Genomic DNA, 16153 nt, shown 5'->3' with positions numbered 1-16153 from the left:
ATGTTAGACATCTTTACATTATGCCCATGCCCTCTCCCCCCGCCTCTTGGATGCCTCGCCTCGGTCGCCAGCGCGATTGGATCTGGCGCGGTTGGCAAGTGCGCTACACCTATGCCCCCTCGGCTCAAGCCAACGCTCTCCCCATTCTGCTGATCCACGGCTTCGGCTCCTCCCTCACCCAATGGCACTGCAATATCATGCCTCTAGCGGAGCATCACCCCGTCTATGCCGTAGATATGCTGGGTTTTGGGGCATCGCGCAAGGCGGCCGCTCCCTATAAGGTGCAGCTCTGGGTTGATCAAGTCTATGACCTGTGGCGATCGCTCCTGGGGCGTCCGGTTCTACTGGTGGGGCATTCCCTAGGAGCCTTGGTGGCCCTGAGCGCCGCTGCCCAACATCCCGAGATGGTGCAAGGGCTGACGTTGATGACCCTGCCCGCCTCCCGCCAAGAGCTTATTCCGCCTTGGGTGCAGCCCATTGCCGGTACCCTCGAACGCCTGTTTGCCAATCCCTTGGTGGTGCTGCCGCTATTTGAGCTAGCCCGTCGCCCTGGGTTCATCCGTGCTGGTCTGGGGCTAGCCTATGCCCAAAAAGCCTGTATTACCCAAGACTTAATTGAAAGTTACGTTGCCCCCACCCGCGATCGCGGCGCAGGGCAAACCCTTTGCCGGCTTTCCAGCGCTTCTACCCATTACGACTATGCCCCCGATAGCCATTCGTTGATCAGCCAGCTTCGCTGTCCGACCTTGCTCCTGTGGGGGCAGCAGGATCGGGTAATTCCCCTCAAACGCGGGCGGCAACTGGTGCAGCAGCATCCCTCCCTCAACCTGATCGAACTTCCCCAAGCAGGGCACTGTGCCTATGAAGAACAGCCCGATCGCGTCAATCACGAACTGCTGCAGTGGGCAGTTCAGGTCGGCACCTCAGCGACAGACTAAGCAACGGGATGATCATTTTGCTGGAAGGAGGAAGAATGACCTTCCTGCAGCCGTCGAGCCCGCCAGTTGCGAATAGCGGCGGCTTTGCGGGCAATGGGCGATTGGTAGCCCGTGGGTTCTGGCTCTGGTTCCGTCGGCTTCGGCAAGCGGGAACTCATGGTCATACAGTGGGACAGTTGATCGAAGTGGGATTCTAGATCCAGCGCCCGCAGCACATCATCGGCAGACTGATAGCGATCGCGGGGTGAGATTTTCAGCATCTTGTCGAGAATTTTGCCGAAATGTTCACTGAGATCCACCATCTCCCGCCAGTTGATATCGCCGGTGTGGGTATCGTAGTCAAAGGCCAGGGGCGGATGCCCGGTGAGCAAAAAGAGACAGGTGACGCCGATGGCGTAGATATCGCTGGCGTAGCTAGGACGCAGGGCCAACTGTTCGGGGGGCGCAAAGCCTACGGTGCCCACAAAGCTGGTGCTGGGCGCTTTTTGGGTATCCTCATCCGTGATTTCGGCGATTCCTTCTTTGACGGCCCCAAAGTCAATCAACACCAAACGCCCGTCATCGTCACAGCGAATGATATTCGGCGGCTTGATGTCGCGGTGGATGACCTGGCGGCTGTGGATATAGCTGAGCACTGGCAGGATTTCCACCAAAAACTTGCGCACCTTTTCTTCTGAAAGGGGGCCGTTTTTCCGCACCTCTTTCACCAAGGTTGACCCACGCACATACTCTTGGACGAGGTAAAACTCTCCATTGATCTGGAAATAGTCTAAAAGGCGCGGTATTTGGGAATGGCTGCCCAACTGGCTGAGGGTAGTGGCTTCCCGTTCAAAGCGCTCACTGGCTTTACTCAGGGCCACAGGATTGTTCACCTTAGGGCAAAGCTGCTTGATCACACAGGGAGGATAGCCGGGCAGGGCCATATCTTTGGCCAAAAACGTCACGCCAAACCCGCCACGACCCAATGTCTTCAAAACCTTATAGCGATCGCGAAATAAATGTTTTGAGCCACAAAACTGCCCCAGCCGTGTTTGATGCTGCGGAGAAGCGCGTCGTGTGGACAAGGTGGGAATCGTAGAATCCATCAATGTGGAGGCCTATGCACGCATAAGAATCAGAACAAACTAGTGCTAGATGCTCACCCCTATCCTAACGGTAGGGAGCTACGTCAGTGAACAAGATCGTTGAAACTTGCTGGCTCAGGGAGGGCGATCGCCTACCCTATGGACATGTTCATGAACAGATGATGAACCTTAGAGACGTTAAAACCAACACCGTAGCACCCTTGGATGACTAGTCATTAGACTAAGCGGTTCTCATGGAGCCGTTCGTATCGTTCATCACAGGGGTAGGGTTGAAATCTATCGTTTGCTCTAAGTTGAATGGGGATCCATGAAGACGTTCATCCGCCGGACGGGAGCGATCGCCCACTCAGTTCAAACTATCTTCATTTTCCAGGGTGATACCAGAAATCGCATCCGTAGTTCTCATGATAACCACGGAGAAAGCGGGGCAACAGCGAGCTGAATGCTGCCCTGGGACAGAGTGACCTCCGTAATTTCCCTATGCCTTGAACATGAACCAATCTTTACCGTCGGCTACTTGAAGCGGCGGTAGGCAGCTTGTTGCACCTGGCGCAGGGAAGAACCACTGTAGCCCGTCGTCACCCACAAAATGGAGCGGGCCGCATCGCGCAAGACCTTGTCGATCGATTCTGGCGATTGATCCGACGGAACAGCGATCGCTTCAAAGGAAATACCCCGACTACCCAACACAATCTCGCCAATAATGCGCGCTCGTCGCATGTGATAGTCCGAGGTGATCAGGTAAATGCGATCAATGCCCTGGGACTTGAAATCATCCACCAAGGTGGTAAAGTTGCTGACCGTATCCACGGCTCGGTAGTCTAGATGCACGCGCTCTAGGTCAATATTGGCTTCCTCAAATACCCACTGGGCATATTCCGGATTGCTGCCCGACGAAACCCAAATGGGTAGATCCGGGTAGGTATGGGCAAAATCTGCCGCAAATTGCTCACGATCTAAGGAGCCACCCAAGACTAGAACCGCCTCCGGTGAATGGAACGATGCCGTGAGCCGTTGATACCCCCAAGCGCCCAAAAGGACGAACAGGAGTAGCCAAACCAACGACCCAACTCCCCGACGAGATGCACGAGATGAATGGTGGCGATCGCAAGACGACATACTTCAGAATTTCACTAGCATCAAGATCACAGATATCATGCCCTAAAGCTCAGCAGTGTTCCACCTTTTAGACCTCACATCAGGACAAAGATCCTTAGGTCTAGCGCAGAACCCGTTCCATATAATCACCCCACACTTGGGCTGCCTGGGAACTGCTGCCGAAGGTTGCGGCATTGTCATCATTGCCCAACCATACGCCGCTGACGAGGTTTTGGCGGGGCACATAGCCCACAAACCATAGGTCCACGTTGTCATTGGTGGTACCGGTTTTACCCGCTTCTCCTGCCCCTAGGTAGGCTGCTCGTCCAGTGCCGCTTTGCACCACACTTTGCAGCATTCCAGTCATGGTAGTGGCGATCGCTGGATCAAGAACCTGTATATTAGCCTGGGCATCTTGACGATAATCAAAAATCACGCGACAGGTCTGTAAATCAGCATTGTCTTCACAATCGCTGCTGTCTAAAATGCGGCGAATCGTGTGGGGCGGATTGCGTACACCTTCATTGGCAAAAACGCCAAAAGCACCGGTCAGCTCCACCAAGGTCACTTCGCTCTGGCCAAGGATCAGCCCAGGCACTGGATTGAGCTCAGATTCAATCCCCAGCCGCTGGGCATTGCGCACCACTCGGTCTAGCCCCGCTTCCTGGGCAATCCGCAGCGCCACCACATTTTCCGACAGGGCCATGCCGGTATACATATCCATGCTGCCGCCCCCCGACCGACAGCCATCAAAGGATTGCCCCTGCCAGGTCAGCGGCGCACAGGAGTAGGAGGTGCCCGGCGAGATGCCCAATTCCAAAGCTGCCGCATAGGCAAACACCTTAAAGGTCGATCCGGGTTGACGCAGGGCCTGGGTAGCGCGGTTGAACTGGCTGGCTTGGTAGTCTGTGCCGCCGACGAGGGCCAAGATCTCTCCCGTTGCCGAATCCAGGGTGACGATCGCCCCTTGGGTATAACCATAGGTAACGCCATCGGAAGCAACCGCGCTCTGTAGGGATGATTCAGCCTGGGTTTGGGTTGCCAAATCCACCGTACTTTCGATGACAAAGTTGCCCTCTCGGGCTAGCTCGGCCCCTAGCAAGTCCTCCAGCTCAAAAAAAACCTGCCCATAGAAATAGGGCGCGAGGGTGCTTTGCAACTCTTCCACCGCAGCCGGATTGAGCTCAATGCGCGATCGCCGGGCCCGCTGCGCCTCTTCCGAGGTAATCATGCCAAGGGCTGCCATGCGGTTGATGACTCGGTTGCGCAGCTCAACCGCCGTATCGTAGCTTTGCACGGGGTTGAAGCTGTTGGGCGCTGGCAAGATGCCCACCAAGGTTGCGGCTTCCGAAATCGTCAACTCTTGAGCTGGTTTAGCAAAGTAAAACTGGGAGGCATCCTCAAATCCTGATAAACCACTGCCTAGATAGACCCGGTTGAGGTACATCAACATCAGGTCATCTTTGCTGTAGACCAGCTCCAGCTTCAGCGATACAACCGCTTCTCGGATCTTCCGCCCTAGGGAATCATCCGTGCCAACATAGCTGCGAAAGACACTGCGGGCAAGCTGTTGGGTAATACTGCTGCCGCCCTCCCGCAGTTCACCACCGCTAACGTTCACCCACAGGGCGCGAATGGTACCAATGGGATCGACGCCCAAGTGCCAATAAAACCGTGAATCCTCTGACGCCATCACCGCATTAGGCAAATGGGGCGAATAGTCCGACAGCCGCCGCAACTCGCGATGGGCCTGGCTGCGGGGTTGGCGGAGCGGCGTACGTCCATCCTGGGAATAGACAATAACCGGGCCGTCTACGGATCCGGGAAAAGGGCGCACATTGAACTTTTGCCACTCTAGACCAATCCACAGGGCTACCAAGGCAGACACCCCAGTCATGCCATAGATCCCATAGCGCAAGGCGGTGATGTACCAAGGTGGCGGGTTTTGAAAATCTACCTGCACCGCCGAGGCCAGCTCTGGCGGCCCGAGGGTGAAGCGATCGCCATGGTAAAGCGTAGCTCGTTCAATCCGGCGGCGGCCGATATAAGTACCGTTGGTCGATCGCTCATCTTTGGCGACAAAGGCGGCATGGGGACTGCGGCTATCGCGAGACAGGGTTAAATGGGTTTGGCTGACCACAGGGTTGCGCACCACAATGTCGCAGCCCTTAGAACTGCGGCCCAAAATGTAGCGATCGCCAATCAGCGGATAGATATTGACTTCATCCGTCTCCAGGTTATGCACCCGCAGTTTTGGCACCCGCGCCTTAGGATCTACCGCCAGTTTGGAAAAATCGATACGCGCATGTACCGTCTGCACCAGATTGGTGATCGTTCCCAAAAGAGTTTTAGATGGCGTTGGGGGTTTTTGGGGAGAAGTCATGCGTCAATATCGCGCTCGGCATAGAGAGAAATCAGAACAGGAGTCTACGATTCCGCATAGTCCGCGCGGGTAATCTGAGACAAGGGCTGACAAGCCACGCCCTGGGAAAGCCGATGGCAAGGATCCTGCTCGATAGGGTATCAGTTCTGATGATAGTCTACTCACTCCTAGAAGTTCCCGCGGCAAACCTAGGACTGAGTAGCCACTGTCAAACAAAGTTCAGGAAAACCCCTGAGGGATAGGTCTTCCATCGTTCGTTACAACTAGATAGCGAGTTGTGCTTGCCAGCTTCAATTCACAGGGTTCTACCAGACTGATCCATCCCTTTTCCGCGTCTGTTAGGAGACATGTGAATGCTATCTAGTCAGAATTTGTCCCATGGGGCGATCGCCGCTCCGTTTTCCGTTGAATCCAGCAGCTTCGATCCGCTACAACCCGATCGCCCTCCAGTTCCTGAAACAGCGATCGCCTCATCAAGCCCTCGCGTCCTAGGGGTGCGCACCAGCCAAACCATGCATCGCATCGTCGGTACCGGGGGAAGCGATCGCTTGGTTGCCCCCCATCGCGATACCCTGATCCATGGTCAAGGCGGCAACGATCGGGTGTTGGGCGGCAACGGCAACGATATCCTCAACGGCGGGGCCGGCAATGATCTGCTCAACGGTGGACGGGGCAGCGATCGCCTCAATGGAGACAACGGTAACGATCGGCTCCTCGGCGGTGCGGGCAATGACATCCTCACCGGCGGTGCGGGCAAAAATATCCTCACCGGCGGTGCGGGTCGCGATACCTTCGTGCTGTCCCTGAACCATAGCGGTTCCCTCAGGCAAGCCGATGAAATTACAGACTTCTCCCCCGGCAGCGATCGCCTCAAACTCCAAGGACGGCTGCAGTTTGAAGACCTTGAATTGATCAACGGTCGGGGCAACTACACCGGCAGCACCCTGGTGCGCCACAAAAACAGCGGCAATTACCTGGCCATCCTCACAGGCGTGACCGCGAAACAGTTGCAAACCAGAGATGCTGCCCTGCAGAGGTCTTCCTTGCCGGGGTTTCCTGGGCGCTTTAGCTTCACCACGCCTCGCTATACGGTGAATGAAGGCGCTGGCACCGTCACCATCACCGTCACCCGCACCGGCGGCAGCACCGGCCCAGCCCAAGTTGCCTATCGCACCATTGGTCGAGGCACCGCCACACCCGGGGAAGACTACAATGTCGCCTCCGGTGTCCTCTCGTTCGCAGATGGACAAACCAACCGCCGATTTACCCTGCAAATCCTCGACGACAACCTAGACGAGCCCAATGAAACGGTTCGCATTGAACTCATCAACCCCAGCGAAGGCGCAGAATTGGGCACCAAGGTGGCGACTCTCACCATCTTGGATGACGACGTGGCGGGCAGCATCCCGCCTGCGGTCTCGATTCAAACCAGCGATGTCACCAAATTTTCGCCCACCAGCAGCCAAGCGGCGATCGCTGCCCTCAATGGCCCCTCCGTCACCCTCGGCACCCAAACCATCTACATGGGCACCTGGCAGCGCACCAGCATCAACCAAGACCCGATCATCGCCAGCTTTGACAGCGCCAACTCTGCCAACAACTGGGTGCGCACCAACTATGAAAGCACCGGGGCCGATGGGCGCGGCTATGGTCTCTTTTGGGATGGCACCTATCTCTACGGCGTTTTCAGCGTAGACGGCACCCAAGGCACCCCCAGCGAAGACTTCCGGCGTGTCGCCAATACGGCCACCCAAGCTTGGCTGCGCAGCTATGGGCAGGGCGGCGGCGCAAAAATTGGCGTGTTGGCGAGAATCAACCCTACCACGGGCGAGATGACCACCGCGGCCCATCTATCTGCCCGGCTTGGCAATGGCAACTCCAACAGCTTGGTGATTAAAGACATGTTCATCAACAGCAACAATAACCTGGTGGTGCGGGCAGATTCCTGGTTTTCGCCCCGCAATCCCGATGGATCGGCCATGACCCAAACCGGCTCCGGTGGTTCGCCCCACGACTACACCGTGGAACTAACCCGCGATCTGCGCACGGTCATCAGCACCTCAGCCGTCGGCTGGGTGGCGTAACATCCTCCCACGCTGCCCCGATGAGTCAGCGCAGGCGTCCCAATCTCACCCTTGGGCAGCCCCCACGTCACGCATCTCGTAAACGTCTTCCCTATCCTGCCCAGTTAAGTCACGATTTCTTGACTAGCCGGGGTTCTGTTTGGATCAATACAGAACTGCTGGCTGGGGTGTCAAGGATTTTCAGATAACTGCGTGGCATTCTTGAGCAACGACGATCTAGATAGCGATCGCCCTCTCCCCTTTTGAAAGGCGATCGCTGTCTAGTTTCGTAAGAATTTGTCGATCTTCGGCGCAATTAGTGATGAAGCAAGAGAGCCTCTCCCCTTACAATAGGAGTTCAAAACTGCTGTATTGCCACGCATTATGTGAGGAGTTGGACGTGCCGAAGTCCGCAAAGTATTTACTCATTGGGTCTACCGAAGCCTATAGCGGAAAATCTGCCGCCACCCTAGGCATTGCCCATCAGCTTCGTCATAAGGGGCTAGACATCAGCTACGGCAAGCCTCTTGGCACCTGCCCCAGCGAATCTAGCATGGATCAAATCGACGAAGATGTGCGGTTTATTGGCGAGGCTCTCCAGCTACCCAGCGATCGCCTCCTGCCCACCCTATTGCGGTTGGATGATGCCAGCATTACCCAGCGCTTGCATGGCCATGATGCCAAGGATTATCAGCAGGACCTCAAACACTACACGCAAGCTGCCGTGGGCGATCTAGTGCTCTTGGAGGGAGCCGGCAGCCTGCATGAAGGACACTTGTTTGATGTATCCCTAGCCCAAACGGCCCAAGTTCTCGGTGCCGCCGTTGTTTTGACCGCGCGCTTTCATTCGGTGCTGGCCATCGATGCCATCCTCGCGGCCCAGCAGCATCTAGGCGAGGCCCTAGCAGGCGTGATTCTCAACGATGTGCCTGCGGATCAAATCGAGATGGTAGACAGCCAAGTTAAGCCTTTTCTAGAAGCCAATGGCATTGCTGTGTTTGGCATCTTGCCCCACAGCGAACTCCTGCGCAGCGTCAGCGTGGGAGAACTTACCCATCGCCTGAATGCGGAGGTGCTGTGCTGCCGCGATCGCCTTGACCTCATGGTAGAAAGTCTGACCATCGGAGCGATGAACGTCAACTCCGCCCTCAAGTACTTCCGTAAAGCGCGGAATATGGCCGTTGTCACCGGGGGCGATCGCACCGATCTCCAGCTTGCCGCCCTAGAAACCTCCACCCAATGCCTGATCTTGACCGGTCATCTCCCACCCGCCCCCAGCATCCTCAGCCGCGCAGAAGATCTAGAGATTCCGATCCTATCGGTAGACCTTGATACCCTCACCACGGTGGAAATCATCGATCATGCATTTGGGCAAGTGCGCCTCCATGAAACCATCAAGGTGAAATGTGTCTTCGACCTGATGGACAAGCACTTCGACGTCGATCGCTTGATTCAAACCCTCGGATTAGAACCAGCCATCCCCGCCTAGGGTGGGTTGATCAACCGATCGCATGGGGCACCTAGTGGCATGACAGAAACTAGTGCCCGCTATGGACTCAACTCACACCCTACCTTGGGACTGGATGTGCCATGAATCACCAAGATATTAAGACCTTTCTGGACGACCTAAAAAGCACCCAGGAAGCCACCCGCACCCGCGCTACGCAATCGCTGTGGCAATGTTGGTTTCGCCAAAAGGGAATCCAAGGGCTGCAGCAGCTCGAAGAAAGCCAGGGGCTGTTGATTGCCGGCAAGCATCAGCAGGCGGAAGCCATGCTCACCGAAATTATCACGGCCCAGCCTGACTTTGTGGAAGCCTGGAACCGGCGGGCTGTGCTCTACTACGTGATCGGCGACTATCAGAAATCGCTCCTCGACTGCGATCGCGTCATAGAACTCATGCCCGTCCACTTTGGCGCACTGCATGGCAAAGGTCTAAGTCATATGGCCTTGGGTAACTACATCGCCGCCATTCAGGCCTTTCGCCAGGCCCTAGCGGTGCAGCCCTATGCCCTCATCAACCAAAAGCTGATTCTAGAATGCACTGCCAAGCTGAGCTAGGGGTATCCACCCTCCCGTCTGGGCATTCAGCCTGGCATAATGGATGGTCACAGGATAGTGACCGACCCTTTCACTCAGCTAGGATGACTCTACCAATCCGCAACGCTCGTATTCGCCTGCCCCAAGGCCAGCTCTTTTGGAAGGAAGTGGGCACGGGCCCCACCATCATATTTCTACATGGAGCCTGGAGCGATAGTGGTGAATGGACTCCTTTGCTGGATCGCTTGGGCGATCGCTTCCACTGTATTGCGCCTGACCTATTGGGATTTGGTGAATCAGAACGGCTAGGTAACTACTCCATTGCTTTAGAAACTGAATGCTTGGCCGACTATCTGGATACCCTGCGCATCTCCCAGGTCTATCTCGTCGGTCATTCCATTGGGGCATGGGTTGCGGCTAATTATGCCCTGCAGTATGCCCATCAGGTGAGCGGCTTGGTGCTGATTGACCCCGAAGGCGTTGAGCTAGACAATCATGGCTATCCCTGGCGACGAGCCCGGGGATGGGTCGGTTCCTTTCCCATCTGGACGTTGCTCCTATGGCTGCTGCGTCCCTTGGCTTGGCTGCTAGGCAAGCAGTCGCAATGGCGATCGCACCACCGAACCTACCAAAAACTGAAGCGATCGCCCGCCGCCTGTCGCCTCCTGTTCCAGCGCCGCTGGGCAGAACTGCAGGCAGAACTGCTCACCGAGCGGCTTCCCTGGCTGAAGCAGCCCCTGTTGGTGGTGCAGAGTCCAACAGCCAGCGCTGCCCAACAGGAGATGGCCCAGCGCTACGCCACGGCTCCCCAGGCCTATCTCCAGCCCAAGCCTGCCGAGATCAGCGACTTAGCCGACGCCATCTGCGCCATGATCGCTGGGGAAACCGGTGAGCACCCGGATGAATCTAGGGATGATCGAGGAATGATCTAGGGTAGAAACTGTAGACTGTAGAGCCGCGATAGCTCATGGTCTAAGGTTTTGAGCACCTTGGTGTTCGATCGCTTCAGCAGCGCCTGCCACTCCCCTAGCTCTGTTAACAGCACCTCCGCCCCCAAGTAGGTTTCCAAAATAGCCCAATTTTCTGCCAGGGCCGATTCTGGGTTCACCACATCAAACACCAGGGTGCCGCCGGGCTTCAGCACTCGCCGCATCTCGGTTAAAACCGCTTCCCAATAGTCCAAGGGGTAGTAGCAACTGAAGCCAGTGGCGATCGCGAGATCAAACTGCTGATCCTCGTATTGCAACTGATGGGCCGGCCCTTTAGCCGCCCCCTTAAACAGCTTGGAATTCAGCTGGGGAGCGCGGGAGTTTAGGCTATCGCAAGCGATGTCGCTGATATCTTGCCCATAGAAAAAAGCATTCCAGTCGCGCCATGGGTAGATTAAAAAACTGACGCCACAGCCCACATCGAGGCAACGCTGACTTTTCTTGGGCTGCGCCAGCTTCCAAAAAGGGGCAGCAATTCGAGACGTGAGCCCTCCAGACGTCCAGTCGCGAAAAATGGGCATCGCCTCTACTTCGTCCGGTAGCTCAAAGGGCTGACCTTGATATTCGCGATTGAACCGCTCCGCCACCGCATCAATTTGGTTATACCAGGACGAGCGATCGCCCATATCCCCCAACGCGCCGGCCAATGAAGAATCATCCCAGGGCATCCTGCTGCTTCCACCTCAGTAAGAAAATTCAAGCTCTGCCACAATCCAAGACCTTGAGCTTGGTTGTCTTGGAACAAGCAGCACGTCTGCCCCTGCCCGTTGGTTTCGGGAGGTCTAGGATGACCAGCCCTAGGCCAAGGCACCAGTGCCAATCAGGGCTTAGCCTTTGAGAGCCTTTGTAAAATTTTGGCGATAGGACTTGTTGGCCACCACCAGCACTGGCCACATCAGGGATAGGTAGAGACGGCCACCGCTAAAGTTGGTGCGGTTAAACCCAGCCCAGAATTTCCAGATGCCGCCTACATAAACAACGGCTAGCGCAACAATCAGAAGGTTTACCATAGGTACCACTCAACAATTCCAACTAAAACTTGAGACTAGACGCAGGCATACCTCTTAACTCTATCATTTTGCCCTGAATCGGCGGCAGAACAGCCAAGTCAGGAGAGCGGAGAGTGTAGGACAGCCAACAAAATTCTAGCGTCTCTTCACGATATGCTGAGCAAGATAAGCCCGCTTTCACCATGCTCAGCATCCCAAACAGAATGGAATAGCTAGGAAATAAATCAGCCAGAACATGCCCTGTTCTCAATCCATCTATTGGTACATCTATTGGTCTCGATCGAGCGATCAACAGACGACCATCCTAGAGAAAAATGCCGTAAATGCTGAATTCTTCGCTATGCTCAAGGTGATGCAACGATAGTAAAATCAATATTTTTTAATTGTTATTTACAAAATGTAATAACAAATGGATATGACCAATCTTGCCTACCTGCAAATCAGATTGCTTGGCATATCCAACAAGGCAGACTCAGGACCCATCGTCTTCCCTAGGGCTGCGTAGTAAGCGATCGCTCCATTGGATGGAAGGTTCGAGATGTGTCACCTTAGAGGCTGGTCTTGGATGTAAGCAGTGCTGAAGCAGCATGGTGTAGCGAATTAAGGAGGGTATATGCGAGCAGTGCTCATGGCTGGCGGATCAGGAACGCGGTTACGGCCGCTGACCAGCGATGTTCCCAAACCAATGGTGCCGATTCTCAATCGTCCTATTGCCGAACATATCGTCAACCTGCTCAAGCGCCACGACATCACCGAAATTATCGCGACGCTTCACTATCTTCCCGATGTTATGCGCGATTACTTCCAAGACGGTAGTGATTTCGGGGTGCAGATGACCTATGCCGTGGAGGAAGATCAGCCCCTTGGGACTGCCGGCTGTGTCAAAAATGTGTCGGAATTGCTGGATGAAACCTTCGTGGTGATCAGCGGCGATAGCATTACCGACTTCGACCTCAGTGCAGCGATCGCCTTCCACAAAGCTCGTCGCGCTAAAGCCACGCTGGTGCTCACCCATGTCCCAAATCCGGTAGATTTTGGCGTGGTGATTACCGATGACCAGCAGCGTATCCGCCGCTTTTTAGAAAAACCCTCCAGCAGCGAAATTTTTTCCGACACGGTCAACACCGGCATTTATATCCTAGAACCCGAGGTGCTGCGCTACTTACCCGCCAATCAAGAGGCTGATTTCTCCAAAGACCTCTTTCCCACCTTGCTGGAGCAAGGTGAACCCATGTATGGCTACATCGCTGAGGGCTATTGGTGTGACGTCGGTCATTTGGAAGCCTACCGCGAAGCTCAGTATGATGCTCTCTACCGGCGAGTGTATGTGGAGTATGGCTATGAAGAGCGATCGCCCGGTCTGTGGATAGGACAAAATACCCGCATTGACCCCAGCGCCAAGATTCAAACTCCCGTGATGATTGGCACCAACTGCCGCATCGGTCCCCGGGTATCGATCGGCTCCGGCACTATTATTGGCGACAACGTCACCATCGGAGCTGATGCCGAGATTAAGCGTTCCATCATTTGGAATGGCGCTATTTTGGGCGAAGAATCTCGGCTTTTAGCCTGTGTTGCGGCTCGGGGTGTACGGGTCGATCGCCGTGCCCATGTGCTGGAAGGAGCCGTGGTGGGGTCGCTCTCCAGCGTGGGTGAAGAAGCGCAGGTCAACCAAAGTGTGCGCATCTGGCCCAGCAAAATCATCGAACCCGGTGCCATTCTCAACATGAACCTGATCTGGGGACATGTGGCCCATCGCAACCTCTTTGGCCAGCGTGGGGTATCCGGCCTAGCCAATATTGACATCACGCCAGAATTTGCTGTGCGCCTTGGGGCAGCCTATGGTTCTACCCTAAAACCCGGCTCCCACGTCACCGTCTCCCGCGACCAGCGCAGTATTTCGCGCATGGTGTCGCGATCGCTGATTGCGGGGCTGATGTCCGTCGGCATCAATGTGCAAAACCTAGAAGCCACCGCCATTCCCCTAGCCCGGGCCGTGGTGCCCACCCTAGCTGTGGTTGGGGGGCTGCACATCCGCCTACATCCCGAACGCTGCGATCACATGCTCATCGAGTTTTTTGATGAACATGGCATCAACCTCTCCAAGGCCCACGAAAAGAAAATTGAAGGCGCTTATTTCAAGGAAGACTTCCGTCGGGCCCAGGTCGCCGAGATCGGTCAGGTGGTCTATCCCACCCAGGTGGTTGACCTCTACAGCATTGTCTTTGAACGCCATCTCGACATCAACACCATCCGCACCAGCAACTCCAAGGTGGTGATCGACTACGCCTACGCCGTATCGGGCGCTATCCTACCCCAGCTTCTGGCCAAGTTCGGCTGCGATGCCGTGGTGCTCAATGCCAGCCTCAGTCAGCTAGCTCCCTCCACCGCCGATCGCGAAGTCCTGTTGGATCAGCTAGGCCACGTGGTAGAAGCCCTCAAGGCCAATTTGGGCGTGCAGGTTTCCGCCAATGGTGAACAGCTCATTCTGGTAGACGAGTCTGGCAGCGCCATCCGGGGCGAACAGCTCACCGCCTTGATTATTCACATGCTGCTCACCGATAATCCTCGCAGTACCGTGGTGGTGCCCGTGAATGCCTCCAGCGCCGTGGAGCAGATTGCCCGCCGCCACGATAGTACCGTTGTGCGTACTAAGGCTAACCCCACCGCCCTCATGGAAGCCTGCCATTCTAACCGTAATGTGGTGGTCGGCGGCAGCGGTGAGATGGGCTTCATCTTTCCCCAGCTTCACCCTGGGTTTGACGCCATGTTCTGCATTGCTAAACTCATGGAAATGCTCACCCTCCAGGATCGCTCCCTCGGGCAAATCCGCGCCGACCTCCCCCGCGTCTGCCATCGATCGATTACCGTGCGCTGCCCTTGGACGGTGAAGGGAGCTCTGATGCGTCGCTTAGTCGAAAGCCATCCTGCAGAGACTTTAGATTTAACCGATGGCGTGAAAATTCTCAATTCCCAGCAGCCCGATAGCTGGATTCTCATCTTGCCTGACGCTGGGGAACCCCTCGTACACCTGGCAGCCAACAGCAACGATCGCGGCTGGGTAGACGAAACCTTGCGGGAGTATCGCTCCTATGTCCAAGATTTTGTTAATCATGAGTTGGGCATGGAAGAATTAGATCACGATCAAAGTTTAGAAAGTGTATTACTGTAGCTGCTGAGGGAAACCTAGAAGCGATCGCCACTCACTGCTTCAGCAGGGTGCTTGTAATCTTGAGGACGAAGGAATGAATAACTTTATTTTGATGGCGGAAATTGTCAAAGATCCTGAATTGCGCTATACCCCAGACGGGCAAACCGCGATCGCAGAATTGGTCGTGCAATTTCCGGGGCTCCGCGATAACGACCCCATGGAAACCATTAAGGCTGTGGGCTGGGGCAACTTGGCTCAGAGCATCCAGGCTCAATATCACCAGGGCGATCGCGTTGTCCTCGAAGGACGGTTGGGCATGAATACCGTCGAGCGTCCTGAAGGTTTTAAGGAAAAGCTGGCCGAGATGACCATTCAGCGCATTTACCCCCTCGGCGCGGATACCCTACTAACCACCTCGATCCAAACGAGTTCCGACGCAGCATCCAGCTCATCGCCTGCGACACCGGCCCCTCGCCCCGTTGCCGCGCCCCCCGTTGCCCATACAGCCCCAGCTCCCTACGCGCCCCCTGCGGCTCCGCCAGCCCCGGCCTATCAACCCCCGGCCTATCAGCCTCCCGCTGACCCCGAACCTAACTACGACGACATTCCCTTCTAGCCCTGGTTAGCTGCCCCATCGTTTCCCCTCATCCCCCAACCCCTTCTCCCACAAGGGGAGAAGGGGAGTCAGAGAGTGTGGTATTAGGTGCTTTCACAGATTCTCTAGCGCCCTGGAAGACGGTTGGGATGAGGGTCTTCAGGCTAAGTGCATAGAACATTTGGTGCAGCGGTGTCCTCTGGGATGCCGCTGTTGGCGTTTGAGATCTGAATCGATAAGATGCTCGATATGAATCCTCGTTATGGATCATTGATCACGGATTTTGCCAAACTTTGCTAGGTTAATGGGTAAGAGATTTTAGATTTTCATAACAACTCACGTTAACGATTCATGTTTGCCCAATCCTACGAGCCCTTGCCTCAGATCAGCGTAGAAGACTTTGCGGAGTATCTCGCCCAGCGGCAAGACCATCCAGGGGTCGTCGCGCCCCTCCAGTTACTTGACGTGCGGGAGCCTCAAGAGGTAGCGATCGCTCATCTAGAGGGCTTTGTGAATTTACCCTTGAGTCAGTTTGAAGCTTGGTCTGGCCAAGTTCTAGCGCAGCTTGACCCAGACACAGAGACCATTGTCATGTGTCATCACGGGATACGATCGGCACATATGTGTCAGTGGTTGGCACATCAAGGCTTCACGCACGTCAAGAACCTAGCAGGGGGCATTGCCGCCTACGCGATCCGCGTCGATCCCAGTATTCCCCAGTATTAACCTGATGGAATTTAGGATCCCCCGTAGTTCTTGCTACGATCGCGGTGTCATTGAGAACGCTACAGTCTTACGTAG

At 55.5% G+C, this 16153-nt stretch carries 13 protein-coding genes; 8 read left to right on the top strand and 5 right to left on the bottom strand.

Going from position 1 to position 16153, the window contains the following annotated elements; translation table 11 throughout:
- Positions 1-26 precede the first annotated feature (26 nt).
- The gene (locus JUJ53_RS07765; RefSeq protein ID WP_239124870.1) at positions 27-938 is read left to right on the top strand and encodes an alpha/beta fold hydrolase; all 912 of its coding nucleotides are present in this window, start codon (positions 27-29) and stop codon (positions 936-938) included.
- On the opposite strand, the gene JUJ53_RS07760 is transcribed toward JUJ53_RS07765, so the two are convergent.
- The 3 genes from JUJ53_RS07760 to JUJ53_RS07750 all read right to left on the bottom strand — a co-directional run bounded on the left by JUJ53_RS07760 (position 935) and on the right by JUJ53_RS07750 (position 5504).
- A complete protein-coding gene (locus JUJ53_RS07760) occupies positions 935-2023 on the bottom strand; it encodes a serine/threonine-protein kinase (RefSeq protein WP_204151428.1) in 1089 nt (362 codons plus the stop codon). The genes JUJ53_RS07765 and JUJ53_RS07760 overlap by 4 nt on opposite strands.
- 513 nt (positions 2024-2536) lie before the next feature.
- The gene (locus JUJ53_RS07755; RefSeq protein WP_239124869.1) at positions 2537-3085 is read right to left on the bottom strand and encodes a YdcF family protein; all 549 of its coding nucleotides are present in this window, start codon (positions 3083-3085) and stop codon (positions 2537-2539) included.
- 157 nt (positions 3086-3242) lie between these two features.
- Positions 3243-5504, bottom strand: coding sequence for a transglycosylase domain-containing protein (locus JUJ53_RS07750; protein WP_204151426.1), 2262 nt, complete (start codon positions 5502-5504; stop codon positions 3243-3245).
- A gap of 353 nt (positions 5505-5857) precedes the next feature.
- On the opposite strand from JUJ53_RS07750, the gene JUJ53_RS07745 reads away from it, so the two are divergent.
- The 4 genes from JUJ53_RS07745 (at position 5858) to JUJ53_RS07730 (ending at position 10539) form a co-directional block, all read left to right on the top strand.
- Positions 5858-7588 carry a Calx-beta domain-containing protein gene (locus JUJ53_RS07745; RefSeq protein WP_204151425.1) on the top strand — a complete coding sequence of 577 codons (1731 nt, stop codon included), beginning with the start codon at positions 5858-5860 and terminating at the stop codon, positions 7586-7588.
- Positions 7589-7967: 379 nt separating this feature from the next.
- A complete protein-coding gene (locus JUJ53_RS07740) occupies positions 7968-9056 on the top strand; it encodes a phosphotransacetylase family protein (RefSeq protein ID WP_204151424.1) in 1089 nt (362 codons plus the stop codon).
- A 101-nt stretch (positions 9057-9157) separates the two neighbouring features.
- Positions 9158-9628 (top strand): tetratricopeptide repeat protein, encoded by a 471-nt coding sequence (locus tag JUJ53_RS07735; protein WP_204151423.1) that lies wholly within the window; start codon positions 9158-9160, stop codon positions 9626-9628.
- 83 nt (positions 9629-9711) lie between these two features.
- Positions 9712-10539 carry an alpha/beta hydrolase gene (locus JUJ53_RS07730; RefSeq protein WP_204151422.1) on the top strand — a complete coding sequence of 276 codons (828 nt, stop codon included), beginning with the start codon at positions 9712-9714 and terminating at the stop codon, positions 10537-10539.
- Here JUJ53_RS07730 and JUJ53_RS07725 read toward each other — a convergent pair.
- Positions 10536-11222, bottom strand: a complete 687-nt coding sequence (locus JUJ53_RS07725) for a class I SAM-dependent methyltransferase (protein ID WP_204151566.1) — start codon at positions 11220-11222, stop codon at positions 10536-10538. The two genes, JUJ53_RS07730 and JUJ53_RS07725, sit on opposite strands and share 4 nt — an antisense overlap.
- 201 nt (positions 11223-11423) lie before the next feature.
- Complete coding sequence (locus JUJ53_RS07720; RefSeq protein WP_204151421.1) at positions 11424-11606, bottom strand: hypothetical protein; 183 nt, start codon at positions 11604-11606, stop codon at positions 11424-11426.
- Between the two features lie 613 nt (positions 11607-12219).
- Between JUJ53_RS07720 and JUJ53_RS07715 the strand changes: the two genes are divergently transcribed.
- The 3 genes from JUJ53_RS07715 to JUJ53_RS07705 all read left to right on the top strand — a co-directional run bounded on the left by JUJ53_RS07715 (position 12220) and on the right by JUJ53_RS07705 (position 16078).
- Positions 12220-14778 carry a mannose-1-phosphate guanyltransferase gene (locus JUJ53_RS07715; RefSeq protein ID WP_204151420.1) on the top strand — a complete coding sequence of 853 codons (2559 nt, stop codon included), beginning with the start codon at positions 12220-12222 and terminating at the stop codon, positions 14776-14778.
- Positions 14779-14851: 73 nt separating this feature from the next.
- The gene (locus JUJ53_RS07710; RefSeq protein ID WP_204151419.1) at positions 14852-15373 is read left to right on the top strand and encodes a single-stranded DNA-binding protein; all 522 of its coding nucleotides are present in this window, start codon (positions 14852-14854) and stop codon (positions 15371-15373) included.
- 330 nt (positions 15374-15703) lie between these two features.
- Positions 15704-16078 carry a rhodanese-like domain-containing protein gene (locus JUJ53_RS07705; protein ID WP_204151418.1) on the top strand — a complete coding sequence of 125 codons (375 nt, stop codon included), beginning with the start codon at positions 15704-15706 and terminating at the stop codon, positions 16076-16078.
- Positions 16079-16153: the final 75 nt, after the last annotated feature.

This window comes from Leptolyngbya sp. CCY15150, assembly GCF_016888135.1.
GTDB lineage: Bacteria > Cyanobacteriota > Cyanobacteriia > RECH01 > RECH01 > RECH01.
Note: the sequence above shows the minus strand (reverse complement) of the source record. Positions and strands in the feature narration are given on the sequence as shown.